Raw genomic sequence first — 17,112 nt, 5'->3', positions numbered from 1 at the left:
CCGCCGGGTCAGCGGCGCAGAGTGGTCTCCCGCTCCACACGTGAGAGCTTCTCCGGGTTGCGCACGGCGTACAGGCCCGTGATGAGGCCGTCGTCGACGCGTACCGCCAGGACGGTGTCGATCTCGCCGTCCAGGCGGATCGTCAACGCGGGGTGGCCGTTGACCCGGGCCGGCCGCAGCGACGCCGCGGCGGCGATCCTGCCCAGTACGGCGGCCACGCGCTCGGCGCCCACGACGGGATCCAGCGCGGCCCGCACGACGCCGCCGCCGTCGGTCAGCAAGACGACGTCCGGCGCGAGGATGTCGAGCAGGTTCCGCAGGTCGCCGGTTTCGACCGACCGCTGGAACGCCTGGAGCGCGGCTTCGGTCTCGGCCGGTGAGACGGCGTCACGCGGGCGGCGCGCGGCGACGTGCGCCCGTGCCCGGTGGGCGATCTGGCGAACGGCGGCCGGGCGCTTGCCGACGGCTTCGGCGATCTCGTCGTAGTCCAGGTCGAACACCTCGCGCAGCACGAACACCGCCCGTTCGACCGGCGCGAGCGTCTCCAGCACCAGCAGCATCGCCATCGACACGCTGTCGGCCAACTCGACGTCATCGGCCACGTCGGGCGCGGTCAGCAGCGGCTCGGGCAACCAGGGCCCGACATAGGACTCCTTGCGACGGCGGAGCGTACGCAGCCGGATCAGCGCCTGCCGGGTGACGATCCGCACCAGGTAGGCCCGCTGATCGCGCACTCCGTCCAAATCGACGCTCGCCCACCGCAACCACGTCTCCTGCAGAGCGTCCTCGGCGTCCGCGGCTGAACCGAGCATCTCGTAGGCGACGGTGAACAGCAGGTTGCGGTGAGCGACGAACGCCTCAGTGGCGGTGTCCACGCGGTCCCCGTGCGCAAGCGGGTCGGTGTCGTCCGCTGCGTGCTCGCTCATATCCGGCTCCTGCCTGTCGTTTCTCCACGTTGCCACACGCATCAGATGCCGCCGCCCCTCGTTCTGTGACAGCCACGTCTGTGGCGTGCGTCACGCGAGTGCGGTGTCACAGGGCCCGGGTCGCCGGCATCTCCTGTTCGACCGGCTACGACAACAAGGAGCACACGATGACGGTTCGTCTCAACCTCTTCGGCAGTCCGACCGCGACCGCCGCCAAGGCCGCCGGGCACTTCGGCCTGGCGAGCAAGACGATCCTGGCGGAGTCGACGTTGCCCGCCGCGACCCAGAAGCTCGTGCTGCTGCGCGCGAGCCAGATCAACGGCGACGGTTACGCCACCGACGTGTGGAGCAAGAACGCCGCGCATGCCGGGGAGACCGCCACCCGCGTCAACCTGGTCGCGGCGTGGCGCGAGTCCGCGGTGTTCACCGACGCCGAGCGCGCCGCCCTGGAGCTGACCGAGCAGGGCACCCGCATCGCCGATGCGGCCGGTGGCGTCACCGACGAGACCTGGGCGAACGCCGCCGGGCACTACGACGAGGACCAGCTGTCCGATCTGGTGATGCTCATCGCCCTCATCAACGCCACCAATCGCATGAGCGTCGTCGTCCGGCAGCGCGGTGGCGACTACCAGCCCGGCCACCTCGGATGACTCATCAACAACCGACCTCCCCGTTCATCCGATGCTGAGGAGCACGTCATGGAATCCCGTTTCGACCTGATGGCCAACCCGCTCGGCGCGAAGATCGCCAAGCGGATCTACAACGTCGCCCTGGCCATCGTCCAGTCGCCGCTGCCCGAGGCCACCCAGAACCTGGTGATGCTGCGCGCCAGCCAGATCAACGGCTGCGGTTTCTGCGTCGACTACCACACCAAGGACGCCACGGCTGTCGGCGAGACCGCGGTCCGCCTCAACCTCGTCGCCGCCTGGCGCGAGTCCACGGTGTTCACCGAGGCCGAGCGCGCGGCGCTGGCGCTCACCGAGGAGGGCACCCGGATCGCCGACGCCCACCCCGGCGTGTCGGACGAGACCTGGGCCGGGGTGCGCGAGCACTACGACGACGACCAGATCGCCGCGCTGGTCTCGCTGATCGCCATGATCAACGCCAACAACCGGCTCAACGTGATCGTCCGCAACCCCGGCGGCTCCTACGAGCCCGGAAAGTTCGCCGACCTGGCCAACTGACCGGCCGGCGGGACCTGTCAGCCGCTCTTCCGGCGGCGGCAGGTCTCGCCGGTCCCCACGCCGGACAGTACGGCGCGCGCCACGTCTTCAGGAAACCGTGCCTCAAGACCTCGATGTCCGAAGAGTGCCCGAAAGACGATCGGTGCCGCGAACAGGTCCATGACGAGGTCGACATCGAGACCGGGACGCAGATCGCCGCGCTCTCTTCCCTTCGACAGCGAGGCGATGCACGCTTCCCGCCGCGGTCTCCACACGGCGTCGAGGAAGGCTCCGCGCAGCTCCGGGTCGTCCGCGAGGTCGGCCACGAGCGCCGGAAGCACGTGGCCCAGGGCCGGGTCGGCCATGGCGGCCTGGAGCGCTTCGAGATGTCCGACGATGTCGCAGTGGGTGCAGCCGGTGTCGACCTCGACGACGCCGATCCGGTCGTCGGCCATGGCCTCGACGACCAGGTGCCGTTGGCTCTTCCACCGGCGGCGGATGGCCGGCTTCGTGGTGCCCGCCCGCTGGGCGATGGCCTCCATGGTGAGGGCCGAGTAGCCCACCTCCCGCAGGAGCGCGCTCGTGGCGGCCAGCACGGCGTGGTCGATGCGTTCGTCCCGCGGGCGTGCCATGGTCTTCTCCCCGACTGAATCCTCCTGATGGGGCGCGGACAGCCTATCGAGGAACCAGCACGACTTTGCCGAAGGCGGTTCCGTCCGCGACCCGCCGCAGCGCGGCGTCGGCCTCGGCGAGCGGGAGACACCGGTCGATCACGGGTGAGAGCCGGCCTTCGGCCATCAGCGCCAGGACCCTCGTCCAGGATTGCCGGCGGTCCCGGGGAGCGACCGAGTTCAGGCTGAAGAAGAGCACCGTCGGTGACTTGTGGAAATCGTGTAGCGGCGACGCGAAGGCCGCCGGATCGGGAACGCCCGCGGCGGCACCGCACAGGACATGACGCCCGTTGGGCCGGAGCAGCCGCAGATGCCTCCCGAGCGCCGGTCCGGCGACCGTGTCCACGATGACGTCGTAGGTGTCGTCGTCGGGAAGGGCGGAGCGGGTCCGGTCGACGACCCGCGTCGCGCCCAGCGTGCGCAGGCGCTCGCCGCGGGCCGCGGACGAGGTGACGGCGGTCACCTCGGCGCCGTGGGCGCGGGCGATCTGGGTGGCGAGCACGCCGATCCCGCCACCGGCGCCGAGGACGAGCACGCGCTCTCCCTCGGTCACCCCCGCGCGGCGCAGGGCGATCTCGGCGACCAGCGCGTTCACTCCCGTCGCGACCAGGTCGGGCGCGCCGACATCGTCCGGGGCCGGGACGATCCCCTCCATGTCGGCGACGGCCTTCTCGGCGAACCCCCCGAAGGCCGTCAGCACGGCCAGGACCCGGTCTCCGACCAGCTCCGCAGGCGTGTCCGGCCCGACCGCCGTGACGCGGCCGACGACTTCCACGCCCGGTGTCGCTCCCGTGCCGAGGGGAGTGGGGTACTCACCCCGCAGGGCCATGACGTCCACGTAACCGGCCCCGGCGGCCTCGACCTCGATGAGTACCTGGTGAGCCGCCGGGACCGGTACCGGGGCATCCACCACGGCCAGTTCCCCGGGTGTCCTGACGATCGCTGCCAGCATGCCGGCCTCTTCCCTATATCGTTCCGATTCGGATCGGAACGATATCACCGGCCGACGGTCAGGAGGTCATCCGCCACTCCAGGATTCCGCCGGACACCCCGGAGCCGAGCCGTGCCTCGATCCGGAACCCGGTCGAACGCACGGGGGTGAAGGTCGTCCGGTTGTAGGTGTCGCGCGCGGTCCCGTACGCCGAGGCGCCCTCGACGGGCCGCCACGTGTCGCCGTCGCGGTACAGCAGGCGCCAGGACACCGGCACCCGGCACTGGCCCTGCCCGGTGTCGTCGAACCAGTACACCTCGGTGGCCGAGGCCGGGACCGGCTCGTCGTAGTCGTACTGGACCCACTCCAGGCTCCCGGTGTGGTCCCACCAGGTGAACCGCGGGATCGACTGGTCGCCGGAGCTCGACGGCGAGACGCCGTCGTACAGCGCCTCGGTCGTGTCGCCGGACCACAGGTGCGAGGCCGTGGCGACCGGCGGCACCACCCACGTGTGGGCGTCCGGCCCGTGGCCGATCACCGGGAACGTCGTGATCCGCAGCCGCGCCGCGCCCATCGGCACCAGGGTGATCGTCTCCAGCGGCTCGTCCGACCGCGCCGGGCCGTCCTGCAGCGGGCGCACGACGTTCTCGTCGTCGGCCCGCCACTGCGGGATGCGGCGCCCCTTGGCGCGCAGCTCGATCGGTACGCCGCGGCGCGTGAAGGGGTTCCCGGTCGCGGCGCGGCGCCGCACGTCGAACGACGAGCCGTCCAGGCCGTAGTTCCACGGCGATCCGGCGCCGACCTCGTACTCGGGCCACGACGAGGTGCCGCCGGACCGCCGCCACCGCTCCTCGATCGCCAGGGAGAACGTCAGCGGCCCGTACGAGACCGAGGCCGCCCCGCGGTTCCAGGTACGGGTGACGGCGCGCATCGGCAGGCGCAGCTCGACGCGGTCGCCGGCCCGCCAGAGCCGCGAGACGACGGCGTAGCAGGGCGGCGTCGCCTTCAGCGGCATCGCCTCGCCGTTCACGCGCAGGGCCGGGCGGTCGCACCAGCCCGGGATCCGCAGGTAGAGGGGGAACTCCACCGGCCGCGGCGTGGACAGGCGCAGCGTGACGGTCTCCTCGAACGGGTAGGCCGTCTCCTCGGTGACGGTCACGGCCGTGCCGTCGGCGCCGACCTTCGCCGTCACCTCCGACGCCGCGTACATCGAGGCGGCCAGGCCCGCGTCGTAGGTCGCGAGCCACAGCTCCTCGGCGTAGTAGGGCCAGCCCATGCCGTAGTTGTGCGGACAGCAGCGGTACTGGTGGACGCCGGGTTTGTACGCCTGCATGGCGAAGTCGTTGTCGAACTGGCCGTGGGTCTTGGCGACGTCGTTCAGATCGATGGAGTTGGCGCTGGTGATGTAGTGCGTCCCCTTCTGGGCGGGGTCGAAGGCCGCGGGCAGCGAGTTGACCGCGATCTCCTCGCAGCGGTCGGCCCACACCGGGTCGCCGGTGATCCGCGTCAGCAGTTCGAAGCTGTGCATGAACTCCACGAATCCGCACGTCTCAAAGCCCTGCCGGGGATCGGTGAAGTACGGGCGGGAGTTCTCATCACCCGCGAACCCGCCGCCGGGGAACCGCCCGTAGGTGTTCATCACCGTGTCGTAGTCGCGGTACGTGGCCGCGCGCAGCGCCGGGTCGCCGGCCAGCACGCCGTACTGCAGCGGCTCGCGGAACCCCTGCGCGAGGTTGACGTTGTGCCAGGTCGGAATGCCGCTCACGTAGTCGGCCGACCCGGCGTGGATCGTGCGGACGAGGTCGAGCAGCCACGCCTCGCCGGTGCGGTTGTAGGTCCAGTAGACGCTGTCGATCGTGTCGCCCCACCGGTACGCGCCCCAGCCGCGCCCGAACACCGCGGCCGGCTGGGCGTGCTGGAACGCGAAGTACCGGGTCAGGAAGGGAACGATCCGGTCGTCGCCGGTCGCGTCGGCGTAGGAGCGCAGCGCGTCCAGCACCGGCATGTGCGGCCAGAAGTCCGGGCCGCCCTCCAGCGACGTGCGCAGCGAGGCGGGGCCGAAGAAGCCGTCCGGCCGCTGCGCGGCGAGGATGCCGTCGATCCAGCGCCGGGCCTCGTCGCGCACGCGCCGGTCGCCGGTGACCAGGGCGAGGTCGGAGAAGCCGCGCAGCCAGTACGGCAGCTCCTCCCAGCCGTCCTTGGCCGGGTCCACCCAGCCGTTCGTCTCGTACACCAGATAGTCCGACACCTCGGGCATGCGGCCGTTCAGGCCCTCGACCTGGAGGTCGAGCTGGCGTCGCAGCCAGCCGCCCGGCCGTACGCTGCCGGGCGGCAGCCGCAGGAACGGTTCGGGGCGCAGCGGCTCCCGGTTCGGCGTGTAGTGCCCGCCGGCCGAGGCCGCCTCCACCGTGCGCACCACGCGTACGGTGTCGCGGCGCTCCGCGGCGGCGGGACGGGTCACGGCCGGTCCGATGAGGGCGCCGCCACCGGCCGCGAGGCCGCGCCGCAGGAAGGTTCGTCGTTCCACGTCGACTCCCGTCGCATCGCGGGGACGGGAGGGACCGCGCGGGCGCGGCCCCTCCCGTGGCTCACTTGCCGGACTGGTAGAGCTGTCCGACCTCGTCGGCCGACAGGGCACGGTCGAACACGTGCACCTGGTCGATGGCGCCCGGCCAGAAGTCGACCGGGTTGCCGCCGTACCGGCCGCGGCCGATCACGGTGTGGCCCGTGGAGGCGTCACCGAGGCAGGCCGCCGCGGTGCCGGCCTTCTGGCCGTTGACATAGAGGGTGAGTGCGCCGCTCGCCGCGTCGCGGACGCCGACCAGGTGGTACCACTGCCCGGTCTGCGGCGCGGACGGCGCGAGGGCGCGGACGCCGGCGAAGCTGAACGCGAACCGGTTGTCCTGCCCGGAGTACTGCAGGTAGAAGGCGCTGTTGGTGTCGCCGTCCTGGCTCACCGCCGTGGCGAAGGAGCCGAGCCGGTCCAGCTTCACCCAGGCCGAGACGCTGTAGTTCCCGGTGGTGTCCAGGAGCGCCGCGCCCGTGTCGGCGTACTGGTTCGAGCCGTTGAACTGCAGCGCCGACCCCGAGTGCCCGGTCGTCCACGCGGGCCCGTTCACCAGGGAGGCGTCGTGCGTCCCCGCGGCGTCCTTGGCGACCGTGCCGGTGCCCTCGTCGAACGGGTAGAAGCTCACCCCGTCGAGTCCGGGCTTGCCGGGCGGGTAGGTCGTGCCGTCGCCGGCGCCGACCGAGCCGGACGCCTTAATCAGCGCGAGGTTCGCGGCCCGTACCTGGTCGGCGCCGGGCTTGAGCACCCGGCGGTCGTAGGTGTAGATGCCGTTCAGCTCGTCCTCGACGTCGGTGATCTGCGTGTAGACCGACGCGGACACCCCGCACCGCTGCTCGACCTTCAGCAACTGGCCCTGCAGCTCGGTGTAGCGGCGGGTGAGCGTGGCCTGGTCCGGCTCCATCTCGTACGCGAAGCCGTTCACCGGGTCGAACATGTGGCCGTCGACCTTCAGCCCGAGCCCGCCGTACTCGCCGTCCACGGCCGCGCGGACGCCCTGCTGGACGGGGGTGCCCGGCCCGACGTAGGTGTGGTTGTCGTAGATGTCGCCCTCGCCGTTGTCGGGCAGGGAGTCGCAGCAGTTGACGCCGCTGTCCGCGTTCACGAGGCGGCTGGGGTCCCAGGACTTGATCTCACTCACGACGCGGCCGGGCTCGTACTCGCCCCAGCCCTCGTTGAACGGCACCCAGGTGACGATCGACGGGTGGCTGCGGTGCTGGTCGACGACCGCGTGCAGCTGGCTCTCGAACTGCGCCTTCACCGTGTCCGGCGGCGTGTGCGAGGCGAACGTCGAGGGCATGTCCTGCCAGACGAGCATGCCGAGGCGGTCCGCCCAGTAGTACCAGCGGTCGGGTTCGACCTTGACGTGCTTGCGGACCATGTTGAAGCCGAGCTTCTTGTGCGTCTCCAGGTCGAAGCGCAGCGCGGCGTCGGTCGGCGCGGTGTAGATGCCGTCCGGCCAGAAGCCCTGGTCCAGGGTGCCGACCTGCATGACGAACTTGCCGTTGAGCAGCATGCGGACCTTGCCGTCCGGGCCCTTGCCGAGCCCGATCGAGCGCATGCCGAAGTAGGAGCCCGCCTCGTCGACGGCGCGATGCCCGGCCAGGATCCGTACCTTCAGCGTGTACAGGTACGGGTCGTCGGGGGTCCACAGACGCGGGTGGGGGACCGGCAGCCTCAGCTCGGTCCCGGCCCGACCGGTGACCCGGCCGACCTTCTTCTTGCCGGCGTACGCGGTGACCTCGACGGTCTGCGTGGTGATCCCGGCGGCCTGGACGGTCACCCGCAGCGCCTTCGCCGCCAGGTCGGGCGTCGAGTCGACCCGGTCGACGTGCGCGGCGGCGACCGGCTCCATCCACACGGTCTGCCAGATGCCCGAGGAGGGCGTGTAGAAGATGCCGTCGCCGGCCTGGCGCTGCTTGCCGACCGGCTGGCCGTCGATGTCGGTGGTGTCGTCGACGCCGACGAGGAGCTCCTGCGGGCCGGTGCCCCGCAGCGCACCGGTGACGTCGGCGGTGAAGGCGTCGTAACCGCCGGTGTGCGTGGCGACCTTCACGCCGTTGACGTAGACGGCCGCCTGGTAGTCCACCGCCTGGAAGTGCAGCAGCAGCCGGTCGCCGTGCCAGGAGCGCGGCACCGTGAACGTCCGGCGGTACCACATGTGGTCGACGTGCCGCTGGATCCCCGACAGCATCGACTCGACCGGGTACGGCACGAGGATCTTGTCCGGGAGGGCCTGGCCGGTGGGCGGCGCCTGGCCGGCGGTGGAGGCCTCGGCGAACTGCCAGCTGCCGTTGAGGTTCTGCCAGCGGGCGCGGGTCAGCTGCGGGCGGGGATAGTCCGGCAGCGCGTTGGTCGGCGAGACCTCGTGGGTCCAGGGCGTGGTGAGCTGGGTCTGTGCCTTCGGCGTGTCCGCCGCGGCCCCGGCCGGTACCCCGGGGGCGACGAGGGCGGTGACCAGCGCGAGAGCGAGGACGATGACGGAGGCCGGACCCCGGGGACGGGTCCGCCGGGAGGATCTGCGCGCGTACAAGAGGAGGCTCCAATCTGCCGGTGATGAGCGCCGGCGAGTGGCACGCGGGGCCAGATGCAGCATGAACGCCTCCGATCACAAATGCAATATTCGGATCGGTTCCTGGTCAGGTTGCGATCGGTATTGACAGAAGACGATCGGCGATGGCTCAATACCGGCATCTCGTCCTCACTCTGGAAGGACAGCCCCATGACCCATCGCGTACGCGCGGCAGCGTTCGTCGCCCTCCTCACGCTCGCCGCGGCCGGCTGCGCCAAGTCCGAGGACGACAAGCAGGCCGGCGCCCAGGACACCGCTGGCCAGCAGCAGGTGGCCCAGACCCCGGCCGGCAACGTGCCGACGTGCACGATCGACAAGTTCGGCGCTCACAAGTTCGACCTCAAGAGCGGGGTGGTGGGGTTCTCCCAGTCCGAGAAGGAGGCCAACCCGTTCCGCATCGCCGAGACCGCCTCGATCAAGTCCGAGGCCAAGAAGCTCGGCATCGCGAACCTCAAGACGACGAACGGCCAGTCGCAGTTCAACAAGCAGATCAGCGACGTGCAGCAGCTCATCGCCCAGGGCGCGCAGGCGCTGGTCATCGCCCCGCTCAACTCCGACGGCTGGGAGCCGGTGCTCCAGCAGGCCGCCGCCAAGCACATCCCGATCATCACCGTGGACCGGCAGATCAACGCCACCGCCTGCAAGGACTACGTGACCTTCATCGGGTCGGACTTCTACACGCAGGGCAAGCGCGCCGCCGACCAGATGATCAAGGCGCTCGACGGCAAGGGCAAGGTCGCGATCCTGCTCGGCGCGTCGGGCAACAACGTCACGACCGACCGCACCAACGGCTTCAAGGACGAGCTGAAGCAGAAGGCCCCCGGCATCCAGATCACCTTTCAGCAGACCGGCGACTTCGCCCGCGAGAAGGGCCAGCAGGTCACCGAGCAGCTCATCCAGAGCAACCCGGACGTGGGCGGCCTGTACGCCGAGAACGACGAGATGGCCCTCGGCGCGGTGACCGCGCTCAAGGGCGCCGGCAAGAAGGCCGGCCAGATCAAGATCGTGTCGGTGGACGGCACGCGCAACGCCGTGTCGCAGATCCCCGGCGGCTGGATCTCCGCGGTCATCGAGTCCAACCCGAGGTTCGGGCCGCTCGCCTTCCAGACCCTGACCAATTTCCTGAACGGCGAGGCCATCCCGCAGAAGGTGATCATCTCCGACCGCGAGTACGACGCCTCCAACGCGAAGCAGTCCGTCTCGTCGGCGTACTAGGGGATGTCCGTGCCGGATGAGGAGGGTCCGCTGCTCGAGGTGAGCGGCGTCGTCAAACGCTTCACCGGAGTCCTCGCCCTCGACCGGGTCTCGCTGGAGCTGGCCCCCGGAGAGGTGCACGCGCTCGTCGGCGAGAACGGCGCGGGCAAGTCCACACTGATCAAAGTGATCACGGGCGTGTACCGCCCCGACGAGGGCACGATGCGCCTCGCGGGGCGGCCCGCCGAGTTCGCCGGGCCCCTGGAGGCCCAGCGTGCCGGCATCCAGGCCGTCCACCAGGAGATCGGCCTGGTCCCGGCGCTGAGCGTGGCCCGCAACCTGCTCCTGGGCCGCGAGCCGCGCCGCCGGTTCGGCACCCTGGACGTCGGGCGCATGCACCGGGAGGCCGGCGAGATCCTGGCGTCGTACGGCATCGACGTCGACGTCCGCCGCCCGCTGCGGTCCCTGGGCGTCGGCGTGCAGCAGATGGTCGCGCTGGCCCGCGCCGTCTCCGTCGACGCCCGCGTGGTCGTCATGGACGAGCCGACGTCGTCCCTGGAACCCCGCGAGGTGGAGACGCTGTTCGGCGTCGTCCGCCGGCTCCGCGAGCGGGCCGTCTCGGTGATCTACGTCAGCCACCGTCTGGACGAGCTGTACCGGATCTGCGACGGTGTCACCGTGCTGCGTGACGGCCGCGTCGTCCATCAGGGCCCGCTCGCCGAGCTGGACCGGCTGCGGCTCGTCTCGCTGATGCTCGGGCGTCCGGTCGCCGACGTGCGGCAGGGCGGGGTCACCCGGTTCTCCGGCGGCCATGACGCGGCGCGCGAGACCCCCGTCGTCGAGGCGTCCGGCCTCACCCGCCGGCACGTCCTGGACGACGTGTCGGTCGCGATCCGGCCCGGCGAGGTGGTCGGCCTGGGCGGCCTGCTCGGCGCGGGCCGTACCGAGACCGCCAAGGCGATCGCCGGCGCGCTGCCGCTCGACGGCGGGCGGGTGACCGTCGCCGGCACGCCGCTGCGCCGGGGCTCGGCCGCCGCGGCGATCCGCGCGGGCGTGGCCCTGCTGCCCGAGGACCGCAAGGCCGAGGGCGTCATCGGCACCCTGTCGGTACGGGAGAACATCGCGCTCGCGGCGCTGCCCCGGCTGTCCCGCGCCGGTCTCGTCTCCGAGGCGCGCATCGACCGCATCGTCGACACCTTCATGCGGCGGCTGCGCATCAAGGCCGCCGGGCCGCACCAGCGCGTCGCCGAGCTGTCCGGCGGCAACCAGCAGAAGGTCCTGCTCGCGCGCTGGCTCGCCACCGAGCCGAAGATCCTGCTCCTGGACGAGCCGACGCGCGGCATCGACGTGGGGGCCAAGGCCGAGGTCCAGGCGCTGATCGACGAACTCGCCGAAGACGGCCTGGGCGTCCTGCTGATCTCCGCCGACCTGGAGGAACTGGTCGAGGGCTCGGACCGCGTCGTGGTGCTGAAGGACGGCGCGGTCGTCGGCGAGCTGTCCGGCGGTGACCTCACCGAGGAACGCGTGATGACGACGATCGCCGACGCCGGGGTAGGCACGCCTTGACCACCGAGACCACCGCCGTACCCGCCTCACGCCTCGACCGCGCCCGCCTGCTCGCCTGGCTGCAGGACTACGGCGTGTACGCCGCGATCGCCGCGCTGATCCTCGTCAACATCGCGATCACCCCGCGGTTCCTGACGCTGGAGAACCTGCGCACCCAGCTCGTCCAGGTGGCGCCGGTCGTCATCGTCTCGCTCGGCATGGCGCTGGTGATCGGCACCGAGGGCGTCGACCTGTCGGTGGGCTCGGTGATGGCGCTCACGACCGCCCTGATCCCGCTCTACCTCGGGTACGGCGTGGTGCCCGCCGTCGTGGCCGGGCTGCTCGGCGGCGTCGCGGTCGGGCTGGTCAACGGCTCCCTCGTCGCGTTCGTCGGCGTGCAGCCGATCGTCGCGACGCTCGCGCTGTTCGTCGGCGGCCGGGGCATCGCGCTCGTCGTCGCGGGCGGGCAGCTCAAGGACGTCCACGACCAGACGCTGCTGGACCTGGGCTCCTCGAGCCTCGCCGGGATTCCCCTGCCGGTCGTGGTCGCCGCCGTCCTCACCGTCGTGGTGATGGCGGTGGTGCGCCGTACGACGTTCGGGCGGCGACTGGTGGCCATCGGCGGCAACCGTACGGCGAGTGAGCTGTCGGGCCTGCCCGTACGGCGCGTCCTGCTGCTCGTGTACGTGGTGTCGGGGCTGCTCGCGGCCGTGGCCGGCACGCTCGCCACGGCCCGGTTGCAGGCCAGCGACCCGTCGTCGCTGGGCCTCTTGATGGAACTGTCCGCGATCACCGCGGTCGTGGTCGGCGGCACCCCACTGAACGGCGGCCGCGTCCGCGTGCTGGGCACGGTCGCCGGGGCGCTGCTGATCCAGCTCGTCCGCGCGACGCTCATCAAGCACGACCTCGCGGACTCGGTCGCGCAGATGGTGCAGGCAGTGATCATTCTTGCGGCCGTGTACGCCGCGCGAGGGGCGGGCCGGCGATGACCGAATCCATGACCGCGACCGCGGCCGTCACCGAGGCCGCCGCCGGGCCCACCGGCCGCGAGCGCGCCTTCGGCCTGATCCAGCGGCACGGCGCCGCCGCCGTTCTGGTCCTGCTGGTGGCGATCGGCTCCTTCGCGTTCGACCGCTTCCCGACCGGGGCCAACCTCGGCAACATCGCGATCACCTCCTCGTTCCTGGCGATGGTCGCCCTGGGCATGACCTTCGTGATCATCACGGGCGGCATCGACCTGTCGGTCGGCTCGGTGTTCGCGCTCGGCGGCGTGCTGGCGGCGTACGCGGTGCGGTGGGGATCGCTGGCCGCGCTGCTGCTGCCGCTCGCGGTGTGCGGGGCGTTCGGTCTCGTGCAGGGCCTGCTGATCGCCCGTGTACGGCTGGCCCCGTTCATCGTCACGCTGGCGGGCCTGCTCGGCGCGCGTGGCCTGCTGCTGTCGATCTCCAACGAGGGCGCGACGACGTACCTGATCCCGCGCGGCGCGGTGATCGCCCGGGTCGGCCAGGGCAGCGTCTTCGGTGTCGGATACCCGGTCTACCTGACGCTGGCCCTGTTCGTCGTCGGCGCGGTGCTGCTCCAGCGGACGAGGTTCGGCCAGAGCGTGTACGCGATCGGCGGCAGCGAGGACGCGGCCGAGCTGATGGGCGTCCCGCTGACGCGGACGAAGGTGGCGGTGTACGTCATGTCAGGCCTGCTCGCGGGCCTGGCGGGCGCCCTGAACGCGGCCCGCCTGTCCTCCGGCGTGACGATCCTGGGCACCGGCATGGAGCTGGACGTGATCGCCGCGGTCGTCATCGGCGGCACCCTGCTGACCGGCGGCGCGGGCTCGGTGAGCGGCACGGTCGCCGGCGTCCTGCTGCTGGGCGTGATCCAGAACCTCATCAACCAGATCGGCGACCTGTCCTCGTCGTACCAGCAGGTGGTCAGCGGCGCCTTCCTGGCCGCCGTGGTCGTGGTGCAGACATACCTGAGCAGGGTCCAGCGCCTGCGCTGACGCGCGACCCGAGCAGAGGATCATGAGATTGACAAATGGGCAAGAAACCTTGGAAGCCTCTGGTCCGTCCGGCCGCCCTCGACGACGACGCCGACCTGCTGGCCCTCGACACGGCGTCCTGGACGCCCGGATCAGGCTTTCCCTCGGCCCAGCAGGCGGAACGCACCACCTACTTCACCGAACGCCGGACGCCGCAGGCCCATCTGGTGGCCGAACTCGGTGACCAGATCGTCGGCACCATCGGCGTCCACCCCAAGACCAGATTCCCAGAGACCGCGCACGTCATGGCCGTCACGGGGCTGGTGGTGTCCGCCGACGCACGCCGGCTCGGCGTCGCGTCCGCGCTCCTGGCATCCGCCGAGCAGAGAGCCGCCTCCCTGGGTGCGCGCAAGCTGAGCCTGCAGGTCCTCGGCAGCAACACCGGCGCGCTGAGTCTGTACGAGGACCACGGCTACACCGTCGAAGGCCGCTTCAGGGACGAAGTGCTGATCGGAGACCACTACATCGACGACATCAGCATGAGCAAGAACCTTCGTGGCTGAGCTCGCCCGTGGTCAGCGGTGGGCCGGGGCCGCGCGGGCGTACTCGTCGTGGTTCAGGGCACGGAGCACGTTCAGCCGCTCGGAGGCGGGTGTGCCCGGCGGTGGGGTGAAGATGACGAGCTTCTGGTCCTCGACCGGGCTGAGGAGCGTCTCGCATTCGAGCTCGACCGGCCCGACGGCGGGGTGGTCGACGCGGATGCGGCTGCTGCGCCGTACCGCGACCTCGTGCAGTTCCCACAGGTCGGCGAACTCGGGACTGGCCGCCCGGAGACCGGCGACCAGCCGGGTGGAGGCGGCGTCGCCGCCGCGGCGGGTGATGGAGGCGCGCAGGTCCGCGACGTAGGCGCGGCTGTGCTGCCGGCGTTCGTCGGGGGAGTAGATCCGGCGGACCGTCGGGTCGGTGAACCAGCGCCACACGAAGTTGCGGTCCTGTTCGCGGACCGAGCAGATGCAGCCGAGGAGCGCTTCGGCCATGGTGTTGTGCGCGAGCAGGTCGCCGATGTCATTGGTGATGTGCGCCGGGGTCTCCTTGAGCTCGTCGAGCAGGTACAGCAGACCGGGCCGTACGTGGTCGCCCGCCAGCCGGTCCGCCGGAGGCCGGTGCCCCGCCAGCAGGTAGAGGTGGTCGCGCTCGTCCTCGGTGAGGCGCAGCGCGTGGGCCAGCGAGGCGAGTATCTGGGTCGAGGGCTGGGGACTCCTGGCCTGTTCGAGGCGCATGTAGTAGTCGGCGGACATCCCGGCGAGCTGGGACACCTCCTCGCGTCGCAGTCCGGGCGTACGGCGCCGTGCGCCGGCCGGCAGACCCACCTCCTCCGGACGCAGCCGCTCCCTGCGACGGCGCAGGAAATCGGAGAGTTCAGCGCGGTCCATGTCCATGCCACCATCATCGCGGAGGCGCCGCCCCGCACGGGCAGCCGGGGACCGCCGATCCTAGGGAAGACCGTCCGCTGGTACCCGCCCCGGCCCCCCGGCAGCATCGTCGACGTACGCCGGAAGAACCGGCACGGAGAGTCAGGGAGTGCGGGATGCCCAGGGCAGTGAGGTTCCAGCAGTACGGCGGCATCGAGGTGCTGCGGGTCGTCGAGGTCGACCGGCCGGTCCCCGGTCCGGGCCAGGTCCTCGTACGGGTCGTCGCGGCGGCCATCAACCCGGGGGAGGCGAAGATCCGTACCGGCGCGCTCCACGACCGCTGGCCCGCGACGTTCCCCTCCGGCCAGGGCAGCGACCTGGCCGGGGTCGTGGTGGAGACCGGCGCGGGCGTCGAGGGGTTCGCGAGCGGCGACGAGGTGATCGGGTTCACGGACGACCGCGCGAGTCACGCCGAGTTCGTCGTCGTGGCGACCGCCGATCTCGTCCACCGGCCGGCGGACGTCTCGTGGGAACAGGCCGGATCGCTGTACGTGGCGGGAACCACGGCGTACGCGGCGGTGCGGGCCGTCGCGGCGGGACCGGGCGACACGATCGTGATCTCCGGCGCCGCCGGTGGAGTGGGCTCGATCGCGGTCCAGCTCGCCCGCGACACCGGGGTGAACGTGATCGGCCTGGCGAGCGAGGCCAACCACCGGTGGCTCGCCGCGCATGGTGCGCTGCCGGTCGCGTACGGCGAGGGCGTCCTCGACCGGATCAGAACGGCCGCGGGCGACCGGAGCGTCGACGCCTTCATCGACACCGTCGGCGCCGGCTATGTCGAGCTCGCCCTCGACCTCGGAGTGGCTCCGGAACGGATCGACACCATCATCGACTTCGAGGCCGCCGAGAAGCACGGAGTCAAGACCGAGGGGAACACCGCCGCGGGGAACGCCGAGGTGATCGCCGAACTGGCCACGCTGATCAGCGCCGGACGGCTGGAGATCCCGATCGCCGCCACGTACCCGCTGGACGAGGTACGGGACGCCTTCCGCGAACTGGAGCGCGGCCACACCCGTGGCAAGATCGTCCTCCGGCCGTGAGCCCGGCTTACGGAAGCAGGGCGAGCGCCTCCCGCAGGTTGTGCTCGGCGATCCCGCGCATGAACGCCCGGTCGGGGAAGTCGCCGTCGAGGAGGCGGAGCGGCCCGGCGACCAGCGAAAGACGCATGGCCAGCAGGTACAGGTCGAGGCGCCGCTGATCGAGCCCGGGCCGGGAGAGGGCCGCGTAGCGCTCGCCGAAGCGGATGCGGAGGAACACGTGCTCCCACTCGACGTCGAAGTACATCAGGCCCTCGATGTCGATGAGGACGGCCCGCCCTTCGGCGCTCACCAGCACGTGGTCGGGGCCGAGTTCTCCGTGGATCAGCCCGCACTCGGCGCGGGGGAGCACCGGCTCCCGCAGCTCCCGCAGGCGCTCGTCGAGGCGGTCGCGCACGGTTCCGATCCTGGTGTCGCGCCCGGCCGCCTCATCGAGGTCACGCCGGGCCCGGTCGAGAACCAGTTGCTCGCAGGAGCTCCCGAGGGCGACGCCGCCCCGGTCCAGCAGGTCCACTCTGCCGTGGCGGGGAGCGTGGTGCCGGTGCATCAGGTCGAGAGTCCGGGCCAGGTCGGCCAAGGCGGCGTCCGCGCGAGCGGGACCGGTCTCGAAGAGCGCCTCCAGCGTGCCGCCCGGGACGTCCTCGACGACGGCGACGTCGGCCGCGTACCGCTGCCTGGTGTCATCGGCCCACAGCACGCGGGGAACGCGGGCCCCGACCTCGTCCAGCCTGCGCCGCGCGGCCAGGAACGGCGCGATGCCCGAGGCGGGCGCGAACGGGTCTGTCGCGTCGTCCTCCCGGGTGCCGGGCCAGAAGTCCTCCTCGTCCGACCAGCGGTAGACGATCACGCTCGCCGCTTCGCCCTCGTCGAGCCGGACCCGGTAGACGCCCTTCTTGCTTCCTCCGCGCAGGCGGTCCACCCCGACGATCCGGGGTCTTCCCCCCAACGCGTCCGACACCATTCCCGACAGGTCGCCGGCCTCCGCGAATCCACGCACCCCCGGGAACCTACCGGGAGCCTGCACCTGACAGGTGTACCTCCACCGGAGGGCTGGTCGCCC

15 protein-coding genes are annotated in these 17,112 nt (G+C 71.4%); 8 read left to right on the top strand and 7 right to left on the bottom strand.

The window, feature by feature from the left end; genetic code table 11:
- Positions 1-8 precede the first annotated feature (8 nt).
- Positions 9-926, bottom strand: a complete 918-nt coding sequence (locus ACQEV1_RS35415) for an RNA polymerase sigma-70 factor (protein ID WP_433399910.1) — start codon at positions 924-926, stop codon at positions 9-11.
- A gap of 167 nt (positions 927-1,093) precedes the next feature.
- Between ACQEV1_RS35415 and ACQEV1_RS35410 the strand changes: the two genes are divergently transcribed.
- Together ACQEV1_RS35410 and ACQEV1_RS35405 are read left to right on the top strand one after the other, a co-directional pair.
- Positions 1,094-1,576 (top strand): carboxymuconolactone decarboxylase family protein, encoded by a 483-nt coding sequence (locus tag ACQEV1_RS35410; protein WP_433399907.1) that lies wholly within the window; start codon positions 1,094-1,096, stop codon positions 1,574-1,576.
- Positions 1,577-1,624: 48 nt separating this feature from the next.
- Complete coding sequence (locus ACQEV1_RS35405) at positions 1,625-2,110, top strand: carboxymuconolactone decarboxylase family protein (RefSeq protein WP_433399904.1); 486 nt, start codon at positions 1,625-1,627, stop codon at positions 2,108-2,110.
- 17 nt (positions 2,111-2,127) lie between these two features.
- On the opposite strand, the gene ACQEV1_RS35400 is transcribed toward ACQEV1_RS35405, so the two are convergent.
- From ACQEV1_RS35400 to ACQEV1_RS35385, 4 genes are all read right to left on the bottom strand, one after another.
- Complete coding sequence (locus tag ACQEV1_RS35400) at positions 2,128-2,721, bottom strand: TetR/AcrR family transcriptional regulator (RefSeq protein ID WP_433399901.1); 594 nt, start codon at positions 2,719-2,721, stop codon at positions 2,128-2,130.
- Positions 2,722-2,764: 43 nt separating this feature from the next.
- Positions 2,765-3,712: a quinone oxidoreductase family protein gene (locus ACQEV1_RS35395; protein WP_433399898.1), complete on the bottom strand. Its 948-nt coding sequence runs from the start codon at positions 3,710-3,712 to the stop codon at positions 2,765-2,767.
- Positions 3,713-3,770: 58 nt separating this feature from the next.
- On the bottom strand, positions 3,771-6,218 hold the full coding sequence (locus tag ACQEV1_RS35390; RefSeq protein WP_433399896.1) for a beta-L-arabinofuranosidase domain-containing protein: 2,448 nt from the start codon (positions 6,216-6,218) through the stop codon (positions 3,771-3,773).
- A 61-nt stretch (positions 6,219-6,279) separates the two neighbouring features.
- Positions 6,280-8,790: a LamG-like jellyroll fold domain-containing protein gene (locus tag ACQEV1_RS35385; RefSeq protein ID WP_433399893.1), complete on the bottom strand. Its 2,511-nt coding sequence runs from the start codon at positions 8,788-8,790 to the stop codon at positions 6,280-6,282.
- A gap of 189 nt (positions 8,791-8,979) precedes the next feature.
- Between ACQEV1_RS35385 and ACQEV1_RS35380 the strand changes: the two genes are divergently transcribed.
- The 5 genes from ACQEV1_RS35380 to ACQEV1_RS35360 are packed head-to-tail and all read left to right on the top strand — an operon-like array spanning position 8,980 to position 14,106.
- On the top strand, positions 8,980-10,044 hold the full coding sequence (locus tag ACQEV1_RS35380) for an ABC transporter substrate-binding protein (RefSeq protein WP_433399890.1): 1,065 nt from the start codon (positions 8,980-8,982) through the stop codon (positions 10,042-10,044).
- Positions 10,045-10,047: 3 nt separating this feature from the next.
- Positions 10,048-11,589 carry a sugar ABC transporter ATP-binding protein gene (locus tag ACQEV1_RS35375; protein WP_433399887.1) on the top strand — a complete coding sequence of 514 codons (1,542 nt, stop codon included), beginning with the start codon at positions 10,048-10,050 and terminating at the stop codon, positions 11,587-11,589.
- Positions 11,586-12,557 (top strand): ABC transporter permease, encoded by a 972-nt coding sequence (locus tag ACQEV1_RS35370; RefSeq protein WP_433399884.1) that lies wholly within the window; start codon positions 11,586-11,588, stop codon positions 12,555-12,557. The genes ACQEV1_RS35375 and ACQEV1_RS35370 overlap by 4 nt, the downstream gene beginning before the upstream one ends.
- On the top strand, positions 12,554-13,564 hold the full coding sequence (locus tag ACQEV1_RS35365; RefSeq protein ID WP_433399881.1) for an ABC transporter permease: 1,011 nt from the start codon (positions 12,554-12,556) through the stop codon (positions 13,562-13,564). Before ACQEV1_RS35370 ends, ACQEV1_RS35365 begins: the two co-directional genes overlap by 4 nt.
- A 35-nt stretch (positions 13,565-13,599) precedes the next feature.
- Positions 13,600-14,106, top strand: a complete 507-nt coding sequence (locus ACQEV1_RS35360) for an N-acetyltransferase family protein (RefSeq protein ID WP_433399878.1) — start codon at positions 13,600-13,602, stop codon at positions 14,104-14,106.
- Between the two features lie 12 nt (positions 14,107-14,118).
- Here ACQEV1_RS35360 and ACQEV1_RS35355 read toward each other — a convergent pair whose 3' ends face one another.
- Positions 14,119-14,982, bottom strand: a complete 864-nt coding sequence (locus ACQEV1_RS35355; protein ID WP_433399875.1) for a helix-turn-helix transcriptional regulator — start codon at positions 14,980-14,982, stop codon at positions 14,119-14,121.
- A gap of 149 nt (positions 14,983-15,131) precedes the next feature.
- Between ACQEV1_RS35355 and ACQEV1_RS35350 the strand changes: the two genes are divergently transcribed.
- Entirely contained in the window at positions 15,132-16,055 is a 924-nt protein-coding gene (locus tag ACQEV1_RS35350; protein WP_433399872.1) for an NADP-dependent oxidoreductase, read from the top strand.
- A gap of 7 nt (positions 16,056-16,062) precedes the next feature.
- Here the strand turns inward: ACQEV1_RS35350 and ACQEV1_RS35345 are convergent, their stop codons facing one another.
- Positions 16,063-17,049: a phosphotransferase gene (locus ACQEV1_RS35345; protein ID WP_433399869.1), complete on the bottom strand. Its 987-nt coding sequence runs from the start codon at positions 17,047-17,049 to the stop codon at positions 16,063-16,065.
- Positions 17,050-17,112: the final 63 nt, after the last annotated feature.

Source organism: Actinoallomurus sp. CA-142502 (assembly GCF_050936355.1).
Lineage (GTDB): Bacteria > Actinomycetota > Actinomycetes > Streptosporangiales > Streptosporangiaceae > Actinoallomurus > Actinoallomurus iriomotensis.
This window is presented reverse-complemented; position numbering and strand designations above follow the sequence as displayed.

Coding starts and splice junctions, on each gene's coding strand:
- ACQEV1_RS35355 (WP_433399875.1), bottom strand. CDS start 14,982: ATGGACATGGACCGCGCTGAACTCTCCGATTTCCTGCGCCGTCGCAGG.
- ACQEV1_RS35415 (WP_433399910.1), bottom strand. CDS start 926: ATGAGCGAGCACGCAGCGGACGACACCGACCCGCTTGCGCACGGGGAC.
- ACQEV1_RS35350 (WP_433399872.1), top strand. CDS start 15,132: ATGCCCAGGGCAGTGAGGTTCCAGCAGTACGGCGGCATCGAGGTGCTG.
- ACQEV1_RS35395 (WP_433399898.1), bottom strand. CDS start 3,712: ATGCTGGCAGCGATCGTCAGGACACCCGGGGAACTGGCCGTGGTGGAT.
- ACQEV1_RS35375 (WP_433399887.1), top strand. CDS start 10,048: ATGTCCGTGCCGGATGAGGAGGGTCCGCTGCTCGAGGTGAGCGGCGTC.
- ACQEV1_RS35405 (WP_433399904.1), top strand. CDS start 1,625: ATGGAATCCCGTTTCGACCTGATGGCCAACCCGCTCGGCGCGAAGATC.
- ACQEV1_RS35400 (WP_433399901.1), bottom strand. CDS start 2,721: ATGGCACGCCCGCGGGACGAACGCATCGACCACGCCGTGCTGGCCGCC.
- ACQEV1_RS35380 (WP_433399890.1), top strand. CDS start 8,980: ATGACCCATCGCGTACGCGCGGCAGCGTTCGTCGCCCTCCTCACGCTC.
- ACQEV1_RS35360 (WP_433399878.1), top strand. CDS start 13,600: ATGGGCAAGAAACCTTGGAAGCCTCTGGTCCGTCCGGCCGCCCTCGAC.
- ACQEV1_RS35365 (WP_433399881.1), top strand. CDS start 12,554: ATGACCGAATCCATGACCGCGACCGCGGCCGTCACCGAGGCCGCCGCC.
- ACQEV1_RS35410 (WP_433399907.1), top strand. CDS start 1,094: ATGACGGTTCGTCTCAACCTCTTCGGCAGTCCGACCGCGACCGCCGCC.